This window comes from Sphingomonas sp. NY01, from assembly GCF_038809135.1.
GTDB lineage: Bacteria > Pseudomonadota > Alphaproteobacteria > Sphingomonadales > Sphingomonadaceae > Sphingomonas > Sphingomonas carotinifaciens.
Map to the genome: position 1 here is coordinate 1,227,559 of NZ_CP101722.1, position 17,035 is coordinate 1,244,593.

19 protein-coding genes and 1 riboswitch are annotated in these 17,035 nt (G+C 67.5%); of the genes, 7 read left to right on the top strand and 12 right to left on the bottom strand.

Features of this window, described 5'->3' with window-relative positions:
* Positions 1-69 precede the first annotated feature (69 nt).
* Positions 70-966 (bottom strand): CDF family Co(II)/Ni(II) efflux transporter DmeF, encoded by an 897-nt coding sequence (gene dmeF / locus NPJ82_RS06125; protein WP_342658694.1) that lies wholly within the window; start codon positions 964-966, stop codon positions 70-72.
* A 13-nt stretch (positions 967-979) separates the two neighbouring features.
* Positions 980-1,255 carry a metal/formaldehyde-sensitive transcriptional repressor gene (locus NPJ82_RS06130; protein ID WP_112382606.1) on the bottom strand — a complete coding sequence of 92 codons (276 nt, stop codon included), beginning with the start codon at positions 1,253-1,255 and terminating at the stop codon, positions 980-982.
* Between the two features lie 93 nt (positions 1,256-1,348).
* Between NPJ82_RS06130 and NPJ82_RS06135 the strand changes: the two genes are divergently transcribed.
* From NPJ82_RS06135 to map, 3 genes are all read left to right on the top strand, one after another.
* A complete protein-coding gene (locus tag NPJ82_RS06135) occupies positions 1,349-2,197 on the top strand; it encodes a PEP-CTERM sorting domain-containing protein (protein WP_342658695.1) in 849 nt (282 codons plus the stop codon).
* Between the two features lie 346 nt (positions 2,198-2,543).
* Positions 2,544-2,750, top strand: a complete 207-nt coding sequence (locus NPJ82_RS06140; RefSeq protein WP_342658696.1) for a ParD-like family protein — start codon at positions 2,544-2,546, stop codon at positions 2,748-2,750.
* A gap of 1 nt (position 2,751) precedes the next feature.
* On the top strand, positions 2,752-3,525 hold the full coding sequence (map, locus tag NPJ82_RS06145; RefSeq protein WP_342658697.1) for a type I methionyl aminopeptidase: 774 nt from the start codon (positions 2,752-2,754) through the stop codon (positions 3,523-3,525).
* A gap of 7 nt (positions 3,526-3,532) precedes the next feature.
* Here the strand turns inward: map and NPJ82_RS06150 are convergent, their stop codons facing one another.
* The 5 genes from NPJ82_RS06150 to hppD form a co-directional block, all read right to left on the bottom strand.
* Positions 3,533-3,928, bottom strand: coding sequence for a hypothetical protein (locus NPJ82_RS06150; RefSeq protein ID WP_112382603.1), 396 nt, complete (start codon positions 3,926-3,928; stop codon positions 3,533-3,535).
* A gap of 68 nt (positions 3,929-3,996) precedes the next feature.
* A complete protein-coding gene (locus NPJ82_RS06155; RefSeq protein ID WP_342658698.1) occupies positions 3,997-4,386 on the bottom strand; it encodes a Rieske (2Fe-2S) protein in 390 nt (129 codons plus the stop codon).
* Positions 4,383-5,015 (bottom strand): maleylacetoacetate isomerase, encoded by a 633-nt coding sequence (maiA, locus tag NPJ82_RS06160; protein ID WP_342658699.1) that lies wholly within the window; start codon positions 5,013-5,015, stop codon positions 4,383-4,385. Before maiA ends, NPJ82_RS06155 begins: the two co-directional genes overlap by 4 nt.
* The gene (gene hmgA, locus NPJ82_RS06165) at positions 5,012-6,289 is read right to left on the bottom strand and encodes a homogentisate 1,2-dioxygenase (RefSeq protein WP_342658700.1); all 1,278 of its coding nucleotides are present in this window, start codon (positions 6,287-6,289) and stop codon (positions 5,012-5,014) included. The genes maiA and hmgA overlap by 4 nt, the downstream gene beginning before the upstream one ends.
* Positions 6,290-6,469: 180 nt before the next feature.
* Complete coding sequence (hppD, locus tag NPJ82_RS06170; protein ID WP_342658701.1) at positions 6,470-7,531, bottom strand: 4-hydroxyphenylpyruvate dioxygenase; 1,062 nt, start codon at positions 7,529-7,531, stop codon at positions 6,470-6,472.
* A gap of 64 nt (positions 7,532-7,595) precedes the next feature.
* Here hppD and NPJ82_RS06175 point away from each other — a divergent pair, with 64 nt between their 5' ends.
* Positions 7,596-8,057: a MarR family transcriptional regulator gene (locus tag NPJ82_RS06175; protein WP_342658702.1), complete on the top strand. Its 462-nt coding sequence runs from the start codon at positions 7,596-7,598 to the stop codon at positions 8,055-8,057.
* A 141-nt stretch (positions 8,058-8,198) separates the two neighbouring features.
* Here the strand turns inward: NPJ82_RS06175 and NPJ82_RS06180 are convergent, their stop codons facing one another.
* The 5 genes from NPJ82_RS06180 to cobU are packed head-to-tail and all read right to left on the bottom strand — an operon-like array spanning position 8,199 to position 13,145.
* Entirely contained in the window at positions 8,199-9,209 is a 1,011-nt protein-coding gene (locus NPJ82_RS06180) for a glycosyltransferase family 4 protein (RefSeq protein WP_342658703.1), read from the bottom strand.
* 10 nt (positions 9,210-9,219) lie between these two features.
* Positions 9,220-10,827, bottom strand: coding sequence for an alpha-amylase family glycosyl hydrolase (locus tag NPJ82_RS06185; RefSeq protein WP_342658704.1), 1,608 nt, complete (start codon positions 10,825-10,827; stop codon positions 9,220-9,222).
* Positions 10,824-11,939 carry a glycosidase gene (locus tag NPJ82_RS06190; protein ID WP_342658705.1) on the bottom strand — a complete coding sequence of 372 codons (1,116 nt, stop codon included), beginning with the start codon at positions 11,937-11,939 and terminating at the stop codon, positions 10,824-10,826. Before NPJ82_RS06190 ends, NPJ82_RS06185 begins: the two co-directional genes overlap by 4 nt.
* A 36-nt stretch (positions 11,940-11,975) precedes the next feature.
* Positions 11,976-12,602 carry a TetR/AcrR family transcriptional regulator gene (locus tag NPJ82_RS06195; RefSeq protein WP_149681764.1) on the bottom strand — a complete coding sequence of 209 codons (627 nt, stop codon included), beginning with the start codon at positions 12,600-12,602 and terminating at the stop codon, positions 11,976-11,978.
* Between the two features lie 30 nt (positions 12,603-12,632).
* Positions 12,633-13,145: a bifunctional adenosylcobinamide kinase/adenosylcobinamide-phosphate guanylyltransferase gene (gene cobU / locus NPJ82_RS06200; RefSeq protein ID WP_342658706.1), complete on the bottom strand. Its 513-nt coding sequence runs from the start codon at positions 13,143-13,145 to the stop codon at positions 12,633-12,635.
* A gap of 25 nt (positions 13,146-13,170) precedes the next feature.
* A riboswitch (cobalamin riboswitch) is annotated at positions 13,171-13,378 on the top strand.
* Between the two features lie 139 nt (positions 13,379-13,517).
* Between cobU and NPJ82_RS06205 the strand changes: the two genes are divergently transcribed.
* Genes NPJ82_RS06205 through cobO form a run of 3 tightly spaced genes read left to right on the top strand, consistent with a single transcriptional unit; the run spans position 13,518 to position 17,033 of the window.
* Positions 13,518-15,449 carry a TonB-dependent receptor gene (locus NPJ82_RS06205; protein ID WP_342658707.1) on the top strand — a complete coding sequence of 644 codons (1,932 nt, stop codon included), beginning with the start codon at positions 13,518-13,520 and terminating at the stop codon, positions 15,447-15,449.
* A gap of 4 nt (positions 15,450-15,453) precedes the next feature.
* Positions 15,454-16,425 carry an aminotransferase class I/II-fold pyridoxal phosphate-dependent enzyme gene (locus NPJ82_RS06210; RefSeq protein ID WP_342658708.1) on the top strand — a complete coding sequence of 324 codons (972 nt, stop codon included), beginning with the start codon at positions 15,454-15,456 and terminating at the stop codon, positions 16,423-16,425.
* Positions 16,422-17,033, top strand: coding sequence for a cob(I)yrinic acid a,c-diamide adenosyltransferase (cobO, locus tag NPJ82_RS06215; RefSeq protein ID WP_149681760.1), 612 nt, complete (start codon positions 16,422-16,424; stop codon positions 17,031-17,033). Before NPJ82_RS06210 ends, cobO begins: the two co-directional genes overlap by 4 nt.
* The last annotated feature ends 2 nt before the right edge of the window (positions 17,034-17,035 follow it).

The window sequence follows — 17,035 nt, forward strand, 5'->3', positions numbered from 1 at the left end:
CATCCTAACCCACTCCGCCCCGGCTTGTCAGGGTCCGGTTCCGTACCGTAGCGGGACGGAAAAAGAGGTTCAGCGCACCTCTATGGTGACGTGGGCAAGGGCAGGGATCGGCGACAGGCGCTGGCGCAAGGTGGCCGATGTGACGGTGCCGCGCACCTCCACGATGGCGGCATGGGCGCCGGGGCCGATCCGCCAGACGTGCATGTCGAGGATCTGGACATCGCCGGCGCCTTCCACGCACGCGCGGACGCGGGCGGCGAGCGCGGGATCGGTGGCGTCGAGCAGCACCGCGGACGCATCGCGCATCAGCGTCCAGGACCAGCGTGCGATGACCACCGCGCCGATAAGTCCGGTGAGCGGATCGAGCCACCACCAGCCCAGATAGCGTCCCGCCAGCAGCGCGGCGATCGCCATGACCGAGGTCAGCGCGTCCGCCAGCACATGAAGATAGGCGGCACGCATATTGGCATCGTCGCCATGGTCATGGTCATGGCCGTGATCATGATCATGCCGGGAGCCGTGATGATGGTGCCCGCCGCCGAGCAGCGCCGCGCTGGCGAGATTGACCAACAGGCCGAGGACCGCGACCAGCGTGGCGTCGCCGAACGCAACAGGGTGATGTTCACCCAGCCGCATGATCGATTCGACCGCGATGCCGAGCGACACGATCCCCAGCACCAGTGCCGATGCGAAGGCGGCAAGTTCGCCCACCTTGCCGGTGCCCCAGCCATAACGCGGATTGCCGACGTTGCGGCGTGCATAGGAATAGGCGAGCGCCGCCATCCCCAGCGCCCCGACATGCGTCGCCATGTGGAAGCCGTCGGCGAGCAGGGCCATTGACCCGGTCAGCCAGCCCGCCACGATTTCGGCCACCATCATGCCGGCGCTCAGCCAGACGACCCAGCGCGTCCGGCGCGCATTCTCGTCATGATGGTGGCCCAGATAATCGTGATCGTGCGAGACCATGGTCGCGAAACCTTTAGCGGAAGTGGCGACGGAGCAGCTTGGCGAGTTCGGCGGCGGCAGCGGCACGCTCCGCATCGGTGACGCCGGCGGCCGCGACATGGGCGTGGAGATGATCCTCGACCAGTTCGTCCATCAGCCCGGCGACCGCGCCGCGCACGGCGGCGACGAGATGCAGCGTGTCCGCACATTCCGCGTCGGCAAGCACCGAGCGTTCGACCGCGGCGACCTGCCCGGCGATGCGGCGAACGCGCGCAACGATCTTGTCCTTGTTGGTCGTGACATGGGCCATAGCTTATAGGGGTATAGGGTATATCGCCTGTTGGCGCAAGGATCGCCGAGCGGCTAGGGGCGTTGCGTGCACGCACAGGGTTTGGGGGATGCCATGAGGATCGGGATCATCGTTGCCGCGCTGGGTGCGCTGATTGCCACGCCGGCGGCGGCGGAGACGATCCTGTTCGTCGGCAACAGCTTTACCTTTGGCGCGAATTCGCCGGTGATGCGCTACCGCCCCGATGCGGTGACCGACCTGAACCGGGAGGGGATCGGCGGCGTGCCGGCGCTGTTCAAGACCTTTGCCGAGCAGGCGAAGCTCGACTGGAAGGTCAGCCTGGAGACGGTGCCGGGCAAGGATCTGGCTTATCATTTCGAACATAAGCAGCGGCAGATCGACCGTCGCTGGGACGCGGTGATCCTGCAAGGGTATAGCACGCTGGACCCGGAAAAGCCCGGCGACCCGATGCGTCATGCCGGGGCGGCCGCGCAACTGGCCGCCATGGTGAAGCGCGCCAACTCCAAGGTGCGCGTCGAGCTGGTGACGACGTGGAGCCGCGCCGACCTGACCTATCGCCACCCCAGTCCGTGGCGGGGGCAGGGCTATGCCGCGATGGCCGAGACACTGGCGGCGGGCAACGCGCTGGCGGTGCGCGCCAGTTCCGATATTGCCGGCGCGATTCCAGTGGGACAGGCATGGACGCGGGCGATGCGCGACCGGATCGCCGATCCCAATCCCTATGACGGCATCGCCTTCGGGCAGGTCGATCTGTGGACCTGGGACCAGTATCATGCGAGCGCGGCGGGCTATTATCTGGAAGCGCTGACGATCTTCGGACGGGTGACCGGGGTCGACGTTCGCACGCTGGGCCGCAACGAGCGTGCCGGACGCGACCTGGGGCTGGAGCCGCAACTGATGGAGCGTCTGCAGGCGGTGGCACAGGCCGAGTTGACGGCCTAGGCCGCAGCCGTCCGGCCATCACGGGGTACGGTCCGGCGAAATGGCGGACGCGTCGGCCAGGTGGTGCGCGCCTGACGCGCAAGGTCGCGCGGCCATTGGCGGGTGACAGCTGTGCCTGGCGCGCCGCCGGTGGGTGATCCATCTTTGCGTCTGACATGCTCCCGTACACGGGATCACGTTTCATCCCGCGGATCGGCGCGATCAGCTCCGAACCTGATGGTGTCGGATCGGGCTTGGTCCTCACGGGACCTCCTGACCTCTGCGATGGGGAGGGACGGCAGGGGGCATGGCGGATTGACCTCGAATATATGAAACGTATATGTTCCATATAGAGGGGCAAATTGGCATGGGTATCGTGAAGATCGACGACGACCTGCATGAAGAGGCGCGTCGGGCGAGCGCTGTGATGTGCAGGTCGATCAATGCGCAGGCGGAGTTCTGGATGAAGGTGGGCATGATCGCCGAGTGCAATCCCACGCTTTCGTTCAACGAAATCATGAGAATGCAGGTCGAGGCCGCACAGGTTGGCGGCGTGCGGGCGGTGGCGGCCTGATATGGTGAAGACCCCCGACGAACTGGCGTTGATGCGCACGTCCGGCCGGTTGCTGGCATCGGTGTTCGAGATGCTGGACGGCCAGGATCTGGCGGGCATGTCGACGCTGGCAGTGAACGACATGGTGGACCGCTTCATCACCCATGATCTGGCGGCACGGCCGGCGAGCAAGGGGCAATATGGCTTTGCCTATGTGCTGAACTGTTCGATCAACGCAGTGGTGTGCCACGGCGTGCCAGATGCGGCGACGATCATCCGGGACGGCGACATCATCAACCTGGACATCACGCTGGAGAAGAACGGGTTCATTGCCGACGCCAGCAAGACCTACATGGTCGGTGAGGTGTCACCGGGCGCGAAACGGCTGGTGCGGGTCGCGCAGGAGGCGATGTGGAAGGGCATTGCGCAGGTGCGACCGGGCGCGCATGTGGGCGATATCGGCTTTGCGATCGAGCGGCATGCCAAGAAGAACGGCTATTCGGTGGTGCGCGACTTTTGCGGCCATGGCATCGGCCGCGAGATGCACGAGGCGCCCGATGTGCTGAACTTCGGGCGGCCGGGTACGGGCGCGCCGCTGCGCGAGGGGATGACCTTTACCGTCGAGCCGATGATCAACCAGGGCACGCGCAAGGTGTCCACCATGGACGATGGCTGGACGGTGGTGACCGGCGACGGCAAGCTCTCGGCACAGTTCGAGCATACGGTCGCGGTCACGAAGGACGGCGTCGAGGTCCTGACGCTGCGGCGGGACGAACGGCCGATGGTGGCGCGCTGACCGACGGTCAGTTCGCCACGCGGGTCAGGCGCAGCCCCGGGGGTTGCACAAAGGTCGGACGCGTCGCGGCCGAATAGACCGCGCGACCATTGCTATCCACCGCCAATATGTCGGCCCGCCGGCGACGTTCGGCGTAGCGGAAGTGGATGCGATCGAGCTTGCGCTGCAATTCGGCGCGATGTTCGGCGGTCAGCGTGCCGCCGTCGAGCGCCTGTTGCTGCAACGCTTCCTCGCGAAAGGCCAGCATGCGGCGGCGAAAGGCGCGGTCATCGCCCTGGGTGTAGAGCGTCGGATAATATTGAATGCCCTGCCACATATTCGGTGTGGGCGCATCGATGCCGAATTCGGGAGGCTGGTCGGCGGCCTGACCGGCGGCGGCGGCGAAAAGGAGGATGGAGAGCATGCTCACGGCGTCCTTTCGTATCGGGTTGCGATAACAACGCCCCAAGCTGCACCATCGTTGCCGCGCGATCAATCCCGGTCGCTGGTGGCGGTGACGATCTGGCCATCAGTAACGGTAACGGGCCACGGCGTCAGCCGCTGGCCCGTGCACGGGCCGCCGAGGCAAAGTCCATTCTCCACCGCAAAGACGGCGCCGTGCCAGGAGCAGGCGATATGGGTGCCGTCAGGCGTCAGATAGGCGTCGAGCGCCTGTGCGAGGGGCAGGCCCATGTGCGGGCAGCGATCGACATAGCCATGCACGGCATCGCCGCGGCGGACGATGAAGCCGTGGAACCGGCCGGCGCGCATCTGGAGGACGAAGTTGCGGGCGGCGCCGTCCGCGATGGTGTCGAGCGGCCCCAGGCGAACACCGGCGGGGGTGGCGGTCAGGCGCGTTTCGCTTGCGCCGCTGTCGTTCATGGCGCGTCCGGCTGCGCGTCGGGATGGGCTTGCGGCACGCGGGCGTCGAGTTTTGCGGCGGCGGCGGCGAGGAGGGGGAAGGGGGCGAGGTCGAGGTCGAAGCGCAGTGCGTTATAGACCTGGGGGAGCAGGTGGCAGTCGGCGATCGTCGGCGTGTCGCCATAGGCGAAACCGCCGCCGTGACGGGCGATCATCACCTCCAGCGCTTCGAAGCCCTGGGTGATCCAGCGGCGTATCCAGCGCGAGACCGCGACATCCTGTGCGTCGAAGTCGCGGCGAAGCGCGGAGAGGATGCGCAGATTGTTCACCGGATGGATGTCGCAGGCGACGATCGCCGCCATGGCGCGAACGACGGCGCGCGCATCGGGGTCGGCGGGCAGCAGCGGGGGATCGGGAAAGCGCTCGTCCAGCCATTCCAGAATGGCGGGGCTTTGCGTCAGGACCAGGCCGTCCGCCTCCAGCGTCGGCAGCAGCGCCTGCGGATTCAGTGTGCGGTAGTCGGGTGTGGCCTGCGCGCCGGTGCGCAGGTCGTGCGGGACCTGTTCATAGGCCAGCCCCTTCAGCCCGAGCGCGAGGCGGACACGGTAGGCGGCGCTGGAGCGCCAATAGCCGTGCAGCCGCAGGGTCACGGCAGCCGGGCCTTGGGGAAGTCCTTCCACACCGCATCGTAATCGAGCTGCGCATGATCCTGCGCGAAGCGGGTGGGGCGATAGGGCCAGCAGCTTTCCAGCATGAACGCCATCGTGCCGTCGATCTTGTGCGGTTTCAATGCGGCATGCGAGGCGCCCTGCCAACTGGCGAGGTCCGGCCCGTGGCCGGCCATGAGGTTGTGGAGCGAGAGGCCACCGGGCTGAAACCCTTCCGCCTTGGCATCATAGGCGCCGGTGATGAGGCCCATCGCCTCGGACATGACGTTGCGGTGGAACCAGGGCGGGCGGAACGTATCCTCCGCCACCATCCAGCGCGGCGGAAACAGGACGAAATCGGCATTGGCGCGGCCGGGCACGTCGGAGGGCGAGGTCAGGAGCGTGAAGATCGACGGATCGGGATGGTCGAAGCTGACCGTGCCGATCGTGTTGAAGCGCGACAGGTCATAGCGCCAGGGCGCAAGATTGCCGTGCCACGCGACGACGTCGAGCGGACTGTGATCGAGTTGGGTCGTCCACAGATGACCGAGATATTTCTGGACGACCTGTGTGGGGGTATCCCGATCCTCATACCAGGCGTGCGGCGTCTCGAAGTCGCGGGGATTGGCGAGGCCGTTGGCGCCGATCGGGCCGAGATCGGGCAGGCGGAACAGGGCGCCGTGGTTTTCGCAGACATAGCCGCGGGCGGCTCCATCGGGGAGGGTGATGCGGAAGCGGACGCCGCGGGGGATGAGGGCGATCTGGCCGGGGGCGAGGTCGAGGCGGCCGAGTTCGGAGAAGATCGCGAGGCGGCCGGACTGGGGGACGAGTAGCAGTTCGCCGTCCGCGTCCATGAAGACGCGGTCGTGCATGTCCTTGTTCGCGGCGTAGAGGTGGATGGCGACGCCCTCGAGATCGGCGGGGTCGCGGTTGGCGAGCATCGTCGTCAGGCTGTCCAGCCAGTCGGTGCCGGGGGCGGGATCGGCGATGGGGTCCCAGCGGAGGCGGTTGGGGGGCAGCGGGCCTTCGACGGTGCCGGGAGCGAAGCGGGGGGCGCCCTCGTAGCGAGTGTACGGCGGATGCTCCGCGGTGGGGCGCATTCGGTAGAGCCAGGAGCGGCGGTTCTCGTGACGCGGCGCGGTGAAGGCGGTGCCGGACAGTTGCTCGGCATAGAGGCCGAAGGCGGGGCGCTGCGGCGAGTTGCGGCCGATGGGGAGGGCGCCGGCCACGGCCTCCGTCGAGACGTGGTTGCCGAAGCCGGGGGTGTAGTCGGTCATCGCCGATCTCCTGCAAGAAGATTGTTCACGCGAAGACGCGAAGGCGCGAAGATGATGCGTATGCCGCGTGAGCGGCCTTCCCATATCGACCCGCAGGCATCGGTTTGATCGCTGACGCGATCGCTTGCCCGGGACGGTACCTCTTCGCGTCTTCGCGCCTTCGCGTGATCCACTTCTTTCTTAAGCGTCGACGGTGATGACGCCCCGACGAATTTGATCGAGTTCAATGGACTCGAACAGCGCCTGGAAATTGCCGTTGCCGAAGCCTTCATTGCCCTTGCGCTGGATGATCTCGAAGAAGATCGGGCCGACCATGTTCTCGGTGAAGATCTGGAGCAGCAGTCCCTCGCCGCGCTCGACCGAGCCGTCGATCAGGATGCGGTTCTTGCGAAGGCGTTCCAGATCCTCGCCATGGCCAGGGACACGCTTGTCGACCAGTTCGAAATAGGTCTCGATCGTGTCCTGCAGGCGCACGCCGCGCTCGCGCAGTTTTTCGACGGTGGTGTAGATGTCGTCGGTGGTCAGCGCGAGGTGCTGGATGCCCTCGCCCTGATATTGCCGGATGAATTCCTCGATCTGGCTGTTCTCGTCCTGGCTTTCGTTGAGCGGGATGCGGATCGCCTGATCGGGGGCGATCATCGCCTGGCTGAACAGGCCAGTCGCCTTGCCCTTGATGTCGAAATATTTCTGCTCCTCGAAGCCGAAGATGCGGCCGTAGAAGCTGGACCAGGTGCGCATCTCGCCGCGGCGGACATTGTGGGTCAGGTGATCGAGCAGGTCGAGCCCGACGCTGTTTTCCCGTGCCGCCTGTTGCCAGCCGGGGATTTCGATCCAGTCGGCGTACATGTCCCTGCCGGCGGCGACGAGGTAGAGATAGGAGCCGCCGATCCCCTCGACCGCGAAGCTGTCCGCGCCCAGCGCGCCGACAGAGGGATCGACCGCGACCGCGCCGTGCTGAAGCGCATGGGCGTGCGCCGCGGCCGGATCGGTGACGCGAAAGCCCATGCCGCTGGCCGACGGGCCATGTTCGGCACGGAAGTCGGCGGCCTGGCCGGTTTCCTCCGCATTGAGCAGCAGGTTGATGCGGCCCTGCACATAGCGGGTGATCGCCTTGGTCGGGTGGCGATGTGCAGGCACAAAGCCCATCATCTCGAACTGGCGGGCCAGCGCTTCGGGTTCGGGCGAGGTGAATTCGCAGAAGGCGAAGCCGTCCAGGCCCAGCGGGTTCGTTTCGACGGACATGGCATCCAACTCCTGATCTGGTATCGTTGGTTACCAATGTGCCGCACGGGAAGGATGGTGTCAAATGTTACGATCGCAAGACGGCGGTGCGGCGGTGCTGCGGCTGGACGATTTCCTGCCCTATCGGTTGTCGATCGCATCCAATCTGGTGAGCGGGCATATCGCCAGTGCGTATGAGCAACTTTTCGGGTTGAGCATTCCCGAATGGCGGCTGGTCGCGATCGTGGCGGAAGAGGGCCGCATCGCCCAGTCGGCGATCTGCGAGCGGAGCCGGATGGACAAGGTGACGGTCAGCCGCGCCGCGATCGCGCTGGCCGATCGCGGTCTGGTGGCGCGGGTGCCGCATGACGGTGACCGGCGGTCGCACCTGTTGATGCTGACCGCGGCGGGAGAGGAACTGTACGCACAGGTGGCGCCCAAGGCGCTGGAACTGGAGGCGCGGTTGTTTGCCGAGTTTTCGGAGGAGGAACTGGCGGGGTTTACCGCGATGCTCCGAAGGATGGAGCGGGCGGTTTTGGGGTCGTAGAGGCTGCGCTGCTTGGCGGCCCCTCACCCTCCCACTGCCTTTGGCAGTGGGCCCCTCCAGCATCAGGTCGTTCATGCCCCCGGCATGAATCAAACAGCGCGGGGCGCTGTTTACCTGATGCTCCCCGCAGGGGAAAGGGGTTCAGGTGCCGAGGATGTCGCGGTAGAGCGCGATATAGGCGTCGGCCATGCGGTCGATCGAGAAGCGCTCAACCGCCGTGCGGCGGCAGGCGGCGCGGTCTATGGTGTCGAGGCGGTCGATCGCCCTTACCGCTTCCGCCACGTCCTTTACCAGGAAACCGTTGACGCCGTCTTCGATCAGCTCCGGCATCGACCCACGGTCGATCGCGATGACCGGGGTGCCGCAGGCCATCGCCTCGACCACCGACAGGCCGAAGGGTTCGTCGAAGTTGATGAGGTGGAGAAGCGCCCTGGCGTTGCCGAGTGCGCGGGTGCGGTCCTCGCCGCCGAGCGGGCCGTGATAGATGACCCGGGTGCCGTCAACATGGGGTTGGACGTCGCGGTCCCAGTAACCCTGATCCTGGACGATGCCGGCCATGTGGAGGCGACGGCCGGTGGCGCGGGCGGCGTCGATCGCTTCGCGGGCGCCCTTGTCGGGGTGCATGCGGCCGAAGAAGAGGAGGTCATCGCTGCCGACGGGGTCGAAGGGGAAGTCGTCTACCGGGATGCCGTGGTGGATGGTGGCGGCGTAGCGGAGCGCGGGGTGGCGGTCGGCGTTCGAGATCGCGACATAGTGCACGCGGTCCTGATAGGGCGCGTACATCGGCAGGATCCGGTCGGACGAGAAGCCGTGGATGGTGGTGACCATCGGGGTGGAGACGAGGGGCGCGAAGGCGTGGGCGGGGAAGTCGGCCTGGTTGTGGATCAGGTCGAACTCGGCCGCGCGCGCGAAGACGGTGGAGAGATGGCGCATCTCCCATACCTTGGCGTCGATCGAGGGATCTTCGGAATAGGCGGCGGGGACGGGGCCGGCGAGGGTGGCGGCGGTGATGCTGTCCTGGGTGGCAAACAGGGTGACGTCCACCCCGCGCGCGACAAGCGCCTCGGTCAGCAGGCTGGTGACGAGTTCCCAGGGACCATAGGCGCGCGGCGGGGTGCGCCAGGCGATCGGGGCGATCATCGCGATCTTCATGAAAAGGGCGTTACCGTTCTGGCTGGAGGATGACGCCCTGGTTGGGCGCGAGGGTATCGGTGAAGGGGTCGGGAGTGGTGGACAGCAGCAGGCGCCATGCGCCCGGCGGCAGGATGACGGGGTGCGGCGTCGTGCCGAGGTTGAGCGCGACGACGATGCGGTCGTCGCCGCAGACGCGTTCATAGGCGAGAACATCGCCCTCCGCCTCGATCAACCGGAACTGGCCGACGCCGAGCGCGGGATGGCGGCGGCGCAGGGCGAGCAACGCCCGGTGCAACGACAGCATCGAGGCCGGGTCATCCCGTTCGGCCGCGACGTTCCGCGTCCGCCAGTCCGCCCCGAGCGGAAGCCATGGTTCGGCGGTGGAGAAGCCGGCATGGGGGCCGGCATCCCATGGCATCGGTGTGCGAACCGGATCGCGGCCGAGGCCGAGGCCGGGTTCGCGCAACTCGCGCGGGTCCTGCACCCGGTCGGGCGGGATGGTCGCATCCTCCAGCCCCAGTTCGTCGCCATAATAAAGGGTGGGCGTGCCGCGCAGGGTGAGCAGCAGCATGGCGGCGACACGGGCCTGTTCGGCTCCGCGCTTGGTGGCGCTGCGTGGGCGATCATGGTTGCCCAGCACCCAGTTGGGCCAGCCGCCGGGGGGGAGCGCTGCCTCATAATCGGCGATCATCTGCGCCAGCGTGCGCGCGTCCCAGCGGGCGTCGATCAACTGGAAGTTGAAGGGCAGGTGGACGCCGCTTTCGTCCTGCCCGTAATAGTGCATCAGGCGTTCGAGCGGCAGGTAGATCTCGCCGATCAGCACGCGCTCCTCGCCGGGGGTGCTGTAATCGTCGGCGATGCGGCGCATGTCGCCGGCGATGGCGTGCACCTCGGGCTGGTCGGTGGAGTGGAGTTGCAGCACACGGTGCATCTCGCCCATGCTGACGTGCCAGGCGGGGTTCAGCGGATTGTCGGGAAAATCGGCGTGCTTGACCATGTGCCACAGCACGTCGATGCGGAAGCCATCGACGCCGCGAGCGAACCAGAAGCGCAGCACGTCCAGCATCGCCGCACGCACATCCGGGTTGCGCCAGTTGAGGTCTGGCTGTTCCTTCAGAAAGGCGTGATAGTAATATTGGCCGGTCGCCTCGTCCCATTCCCAGGCGGGGCCGCCGAAATCGCTGATCCAGTTGTTGGGCACGCCGCCATCCGGTGCGGCGTCGCGCCACAGATACCAGTCGCGTTTCGGGTTGGTGCGCGACGCGCGACTTTCGCGAAACCAGGGATGCTGGTCCGAACTGTGGTTCGGCACGAAATCGAGCAGTATCTTCAGCCCGCGGGCATGGGCGGCGGCGAGCAGCGCATCGAAATCGGCCAGCGTGCCGAAACGCGGATCGATCCCGCAATAATCCGCCACGTCATAGCCGAAATCGGCCATGGGCGAGGGGAAGATCGGCGAGATCCAGATCGCATCGACGCCGAGATCGACCAGATAATCGAGCCGCGCGGCGATGCCGTTCAGGTCGCCGATGCCGTCGCCGTCGCTGTCCTGAAACGAGCGGGGATAGATCTGGTACAGGACGGCGGATCGCCACCATGGTGCTTCCGTGGTCACGTCCGGGGCCGATATGCTCATCGGAAGCGATCCTTGCGCAGGCGGGTCATCCGGCAGGCGAGATCGGCCTCGCCGCTGGCGACCAGATAATGGTCGCCGCCATCGGCCAGCCCGGTGGAAAAGACGACGGGGGTCGGCAGGTACATCTGGTGCGCGATGTCGGCGGTGAGGGCGGGTGCGGCCTCAATCAAGGGCGCATCGTCCTCCAGCCGCAGGATGCGGGTGGGGTCGTCGCGGTCGAGCAGCGCCCAGAAACTGCGATAGATGCCGACCGTCTCGCGCCGCTCGACGCCGTGATAGAGGGTCAGCCAGCCTTCATCGGTCAGCACCGGCTGCGTGCCGCCGCCGATCTTCATCGCCGAGGTGGAGCCTTTGCGCGCGCGAATGCCGGGTGCCTCCAGCGGCTTCCAGTGGAGCGCGTCGGGGGAGGCGGCGAAGTTGATCGCGGGGCCGCCGACATAGGGGCTGTCCTCGGGATAGGCGAAATACACCTCTCCCAAAGGCCTGGTCAGCGCCATGAAGCGGTCGCCGACCAGCCCTTCGAACAGGATCATGTCCTTGTTCTGATGATCGAGGACGATCCCCTCCAGCCGGTAATCTATGCCGTTGTCGGAGATGTGGAGGGTGGTGCAGTGACGCTCGGCAGAGACCGAACAGGTGGTCATGTACCAGCGATCGGCGATGCGGCTGATCCGGGCATCCTCGACCCCGTAATCCTGATAGGGGGCGGCGGGCTCGATCACCTTGTCGTAATGGACCGCGACGATGCGCTCGCCATCGGGGGTGAGTTCGACCGGCAGCAGCCAGGACAGCGAGGTGAGCGCCAGCATGCGGTGGGCATGGCCCTTCAGCGCGAACTGGCGCGGGTCGGTCATGTCGACGCCGGCAAGGGGGTAGCGGTCGAGCACATAGCCGCCGGGCGTCCAGCGGATGGCGCGGACATGGCCGTCCACCACCGGCTGCGCCAGTGCCTCGGCAATGCGGACCATCAGCAGCAGGTTGCCGTTCGGCAATCGCGCCATGCCGGGATTGAACGCGCCCAGCACATAGGTCGGCTCGGCGATCCCGCGACGCAGCGGCGAGCGTGCGAGGTCGACATCGTCGGGACGGAAGATCAGGAAGTCGTCGGCCATGCGGGCGCGAACGCGGCGGCGTGGGCCGGCGTTCCTTCAGATCGCGGCGTCGCGCAGGAAGACGCGCCAGCGTTCCTCGAAAAACGCATCCGGCGAAAGGCCGCAAAAGGGATCGGGCAGGCCGAATTGGAGGCGCCGGGTCGGGCCGTCGAGCAGGTCGCCCAGCAGATGGTAGAGGCAGGTCGGATCGGCCTGGCGGAGCAGCCCGGCGGCTTGCGCGTGGCGGATGCGGTCGAGCATGGGCGCGGACATGATCCGGTTCCACGCGGCGAAGCGGGTGCGCAGCTCCTCCGAATAGGCGGCCTCCGAGGTGAGAAAGGCCATGAAGCGGACATTGTCGGGCGACAGGCAGAAGCCAAAGAAATGGCGCGAGGCGCGCTTCAGCGAGGCGAGGGGATTTTCCGCGCCGTCGCCCTCGACGAACGCCTCGGCCAGTCGCTCAAGGTCGCGCGTCACTACCGCATCGAGGAGCGCCATCTTGCCGGGATAGCGGCGATAGATGGTGTGCTTGCTGACGCCGACGGCAGCGGCGATCTCCTCCATCGAGGTGCCGTCGATGCCGCGGCAGCAAAAGGCCTCGCGCGCGCCGGTGAGGACCAGGTCGTTGATCTGCTGCGCCTGTTCGCGGGTGGGTCGTCCGGTGGTGCGTTTGTCGGTGGGCATGATCTTCTTTTGCGGGCGGGGTCGCGCACGTCAAATATCGGGCGGCTGCAGGCGCAGCGCCAGACCGGCGGCGACGAAATAGGCACGCTCCACCACCGCGGCCACCGCCTGGTTGAGCCGGCCGGCCTCGTCGCGAAAGGTGCGGCCGAGCGGGGTTTCGGGGACGAGGCCGAGCCCCACCTCGTTGGAGACGAGGAACAGCGGCGCGCGCGCTTCGCCGATCGCGGCGAGCAGGTCGGCGCGGGCGGCAGCGACGTCGTGATCGCCGAGCATGACGTTGGTCAGCCACAGGGTCAGGCAATCGACCAGGATCGCACCGCCCACGGCCTCGCGGATCGCCGCGGGCAGCGCGACCGGGCAGTCGATCGTCGTCCAGCGCGCGTCGCGATCGGCACGGTGCCGGGCGATGCGCTCCGCCATCTCGTCGTCGAACGCCTGGCCCGTCGCGCAGTAGATCAGCGGCGCGGCGAAGCGCTCCGCCGCGGTCTGGGCCAGCTGGCTCTTGCCCGAGCGGGCACCCCCGAGGAACAACGTCGTCGCCATCTTGCCCCCGTGCCCGCCCCCGCCTAAGGGCGCAAGCGTGACAGGTTCCCGGAGACGGGATGAAAAGGGAATTCGGAAGCGACGCCCGGACCGGGCCGGCGTGATCCGAAGCTGCCCCCGCAACTGTGACCGGCGAGCCTCGCCCATCCCCATGCCACTGGAGTTGATCCGGGAAGGCCGGGCGCGGCGCTGACCCGGGAGCCAGGAGACCTGCCTGTCGCGGTCTGTCCTTCGCGCGGACGGGGTGTGCCGGGCGATCGAGGAATGATCCTCGCGTGACGACGTCTTTGGGGGCGTGGGTGCAGCGGGGCTTGTTCGGCGCCGCCCGTGCGCGTGCCCCCTGTTGCGAACGCGAAGGGGGAAACAAGAGCTGTGACGATTCGATATCTATTGGCGGCGCCGGTGCTGCTCGCCGCGCTGCCGGCCTGGGGCCAGAGCGCGCAGTCCAATGCCGGACTGGAACAGGTGCAGGGCGCCGACGACCGCATCGTGGTGACGGCCAACCGCGCCGCGCAACCGATCGACCGGGTGGGCCAGGCGATAAGCGTGCTGGACACCGCCGAGATCACGCGGCGCCAGTCGGTGGCGGTGGCCGACCTGCTGCGCCAGACGCCCGGCGTGACCATCGCCCGCAACGGCGGGATCGGCACGCAGACCGGGGTCAGCATCCGCGGTGCGGAAACCGACCAGACGGTGGCACTGATCGACGGCATCAAGCTGAACGATCCGTCGGCGCCCGGCGGCGGGTTCAACTTCGGCGGATTGCTGGTGGGGAATATCGCGCGGATCGAGGTGCTGCGGGGTGCGCAGTCGGTGCTGTGGGGCAGCCAGGCGATCGGCGGTGTGGTGAACCTGATCACGCGGCAGCCGACCGAGGCACTGTCGGTCAACGCGCGCGCGGAAGGGGGCTGGCGCGATACGGGGCAGGTGTTCGCGAACGTGTCGGGCAAGGCGGGGCCGGTCGCGGCGAGCCTTGGCGGCGGGTATTTCACCAGCGACGGCCTGTCCGCCTTTGCCGGCGGGACCGAGCGCGACGGATATCGCAACTACGGCGCCAATGGCAGCGTGACGGTGGACGTTGCCACCAACCTGTCGCTGGACCTGCGCGGATTCTATTCGGATGGCCGGACGGAGATTGACGGCTTTCCCGCACCCGCCTTCACCTTTGGCGATACGCGCGAATATGGCACGTCGAAGCAGTTCGTCGGCTATGGCGGCGCGAACTTGGCGCTGTTCGACGGGCGGCTGCGCAACCGGCTGGGCTATGCCTATACGCAGACGCGGCGGCGCAACATCGATCCGGACGGGGTGCCGACCGAGACGTTTCGCGGCAATGGCCGCAACGAGCGTATAGAATATCAGGGGCTGCTCGACCTGAGCGACGCGGTGCAGGGCACGTTCGGCGCGGAGCGCGAGGTGACGCGGTTCACCACCACGAGCTTTGGCGGGCCGGAAACGCGCGGGCGGGCGCGGCTGTTCAGCGTCTATGGCCAGTTGGCGGTGACGCCCGTCGCAGGGCTGACCGTGACGGGCGGCGTGCGCCATGACGACCATAACGTGTTCGGCGGCGCGACCACGGTATCGGCCAGCGGCGTCTGGTCGCCCAATGGCGGCAATACGCTGTTCCGGGGCAGCTATTCGGAAGGGTTCAAGGCGCCGACGCTGTACCAGTTGCAGAGCGAATATGGCAACGCGCTGCTCGATCCCGAACGGTCGAAGGGCTGGGACGCGGGCATTACGCAGCGCGCGCTGGACGGTGCGATCGAGGCGAGTGCGACATGGTTCCACCGCACCTCGCGCGACCTGATCACCTTCGTGTCGTGCGCCGCGCCGCTTTCCGGCATCTGTGCGGGGCGGCCGTTCGGTACCTATGACAATGTCGCGCGGGCACGGTCACAGGGGCTGGAGTTCACCCTGGCGCTGGTGCCGGTCGAGGCGTTGCGGCTGAGTGCGGCCTATACCTATCTGGACGCCGAGGATCGCTCGGCGGGCACCGCCGGTTTCGGGCGGCGGCTGGCCCGGCGGCCGGATCACAGCGTGACGGTGAATGCCGATTACCGCTGGGCGTTCGGGCTGGAGACGGGGGCGACGGTGACGAGTGTCGGCGACAGCTTCAACGATGCGGCCAATGTTCGCCGGCTCGATGGGTACACGCTGGTCGACCTGCGCGCATCGATGCCGGTGACGGGCAATCTGGCCGTCTATGGCCGGATCGAGAACCTGTTCGACGAACGCTACCAGACGGTGCTCGATTACGGTCAGCAGGGGCGGGCGGGGTTTGTAGGCGTGCGGGTGGCGTATTGAGGCGATGATCGGCGCGGGGGATCTGGCACCGTTCTACGTGCATGGCGGCCGGGTGGCGGAGGCGCGGGCTGTGTTCGGGGGCGAGGACTGGATCGACCTGTCGACGGGGATCGCGCCGCGGGCCTATCCGGTGGCGGAAACCGGGCTGGCGTGCCTGCCGGAGAGCGGGGCGGTGGCGGCGCTGGAGGCGGCGGCGGCGCGCGCGTTCGGGGTGCCCGGCGCGCGCGCGGTGGTGGCGGTGCCGGGGACGGACCTGGCGATGCGGCTGCTGGCGCTGCTGATGCCGGGGGAGCGTCCGGCGGTGGTGGTGCCGGGCTATGGCGGGCACCGGGCCGCGTGGCCGGCGGCGGTGCCGATCGCGTGGGAGGCGCTGGGGCAGGGCGGCCACGACCTGACCATACTTGCCAGCCCTGCCAACCCCGACGGCCGGCGGCTGGACCCGGTGAGCGCCCGCGACCTGCTGGCGCGCGGCATGCTGGTGGTGGACGAGGCCTATGCCGACCCGGCGCCGGGGCTGGCGGCGATGGATGACGCGGGGCTGGTGGTGCTGCGGTCGTTCGGCAAATTCTATGGGTTGCCGGGGGTGAGGCTGGGCTTCGTCATCGCGGCGCCGGCGCTGGCGGACGCCTTGCGGGCGTTGCTGGGGGACTGGCCGGTGAGCGGGCCGGCGGTGACGATCGGGACGCAGGCCTATGGCGACACGGCGTGGCAGGTGGAGCAGGTGCGCAGGATCGGGGATGCGGCGGTGGCGCTGGATGCGGTACTGGATGCAGCCGGGTTCGCGGTGTCGGGGCGGGCGGGGTTGTTCCGGCTGGTCGCGGTACCCGGTGCCGGGCGCCTGTTCCGCCATCTGGCCGAGCGTGCGATCCTGGTGCGGCCGCTGGCCGACCAGCCGGACCGGTTGCGCATCGGCCTGCCCGGAGACGCGGCCGCGGTGCGGCGACTGGCCGACGCGTTACAGGAGTTCAAGCGATGACCGATACGCCCGAGGACTATGCCCGCCACAACGCCAAGATGAAGCGGATGCAGGCGGCGCGCGAGAAGATGCAGGCCAGGCGCACGCTGGAGCGCGGCCTGTTGATCGTCCATACCGGCAACGGCAAGGGCAAGTCGTCCTCCGCTTTCGGCATGGCGATCCGCAGCATCGGCTGGGGCATGAAGGTCGCCATCCTGCAATATGTGAAGGGCAAGTGGGAGACGGGGGAGCGCAACTTCTTCGAAGCGCATCCCGATCTCGCCACCTTCGAGGTGATGGGCGAAGGCTTCACCTGGGACACGCAGGACCGCGAGCAGGATATCCGCGCGGCGCGCGCGGCGTGGGAACGGTCCAAGGCGATGATCCTCGACCCCGAGATCGACTTCGTGATCCTGGACGAACTGAACATCGTGTTGCGCGACGGGACGTTGCCGGCGGACGAGATCGTCGCGTTCCTGAAGGACCGGCCGCTGACCAAGCATATCTGCGTCACCGGGCGCCATGCCAAGCCCGAACTGCTGGAGATCGCCGATCTGGTGACCGAGTTCGGCGAGGTGAAACATCCCTACAACGCAGGCTTCAAGGCGCAGAAGGGCGTCGAATATTGAGC

What these genes read in the sequence shown, in the direction of transcription:
- dmeF (WP_342658694.1), bottom strand. Translation starts at nt 966, where the DNA reads ATGGTCTCGCACGATCACGATTATCTGGGCCACCATCATGACGAGAAT.
- NPJ82_RS06130 (WP_112382606.1), bottom strand. Translation starts at nt 1,255, where the DNA reads ATGGCCCATGTCACGACCAACAAGGACAAGATCGTTGCGCGCGTTCGC.
- NPJ82_RS06135 (WP_342658695.1), top strand. Translation starts at nt 1,349, where the DNA reads ATGAGGATCGGGATCATCGTTGCCGCGCTGGGTGCGCTGATTGCCACG.
- NPJ82_RS06140 (WP_342658696.1), top strand. Translation starts at nt 2,544, where the DNA reads ATGGGTATCGTGAAGATCGACGACGACCTGCATGAAGAGGCGCGTCGG.
- map (WP_342658697.1), top strand. Translation starts at nt 2,752, where the DNA reads ATGGTGAAGACCCCCGACGAACTGGCGTTGATGCGCACGTCCGGCCGG.
- NPJ82_RS06150 (WP_112382603.1), bottom strand. Translation starts at nt 3,928, where the DNA reads ATGCTCTCCATCCTCCTTTTCGCCGCCGCCGCCGGTCAGGCCGCCGAC.
- NPJ82_RS06155 (WP_342658698.1), bottom strand. Translation starts at nt 4,386, where the DNA reads ATGAACGACAGCGGCGCAAGCGAAACGCGCCTGACCGCCACCCCCGCC.
- hmgA (WP_342658700.1), bottom strand. Translation starts at nt 6,289, where the DNA reads ATGACCGACTACACCCCCGGCTTCGGCAACCACGTCTCGACGGAGGCC.
- hppD (WP_342658701.1), bottom strand. Translation starts at nt 7,531, where the DNA reads ATGTCCGTCGAAACGAACCCGCTGGGCCTGGACGGCTTCGCCTTCTGC.
- NPJ82_RS06175 (WP_342658702.1), top strand. Translation starts at nt 7,596, where the DNA reads ATGTTACGATCGCAAGACGGCGGTGCGGCGGTGCTGCGGCTGGACGAT.
- NPJ82_RS06180 (WP_342658703.1), bottom strand. Translation starts at nt 9,209, where the DNA reads ATGAAGATCGCGATGATCGCCCCGATCGCCTGGCGCACCCCGCCGCGC.
- NPJ82_RS06185 (WP_342658704.1), bottom strand. Translation starts at nt 10,827, where the DNA reads ATGAGCATATCGGCCCCGGACGTGACCACGGAAGCACCATGGTGGCGA.
- NPJ82_RS06190 (WP_342658705.1), bottom strand. Translation starts at nt 11,939, where the DNA reads ATGGCCGACGACTTCCTGATCTTCCGTCCCGACGATGTCGACCTCGCA.
- NPJ82_RS06195 (WP_149681764.1), bottom strand. Translation starts at nt 12,602, where the DNA reads ATGCCCACCGACAAACGCACCACCGGACGACCCACCCGCGAACAGGCG.
- cobU (WP_342658706.1), bottom strand. Translation starts at nt 13,145, where the DNA reads ATGGCGACGACGTTGTTCCTCGGGGGTGCCCGCTCGGGCAAGAGCCAG.
- NPJ82_RS06210 (WP_342658708.1), top strand. Translation starts at nt 15,454, where the DNA reads ATGATCGGCGCGGGGGATCTGGCACCGTTCTACGTGCATGGCGGCCGG.
- cobO (WP_149681760.1), top strand. Translation starts at nt 16,422, where the DNA reads ATGACCGATACGCCCGAGGACTATGCCCGCCACAACGCCAAGATGAAG.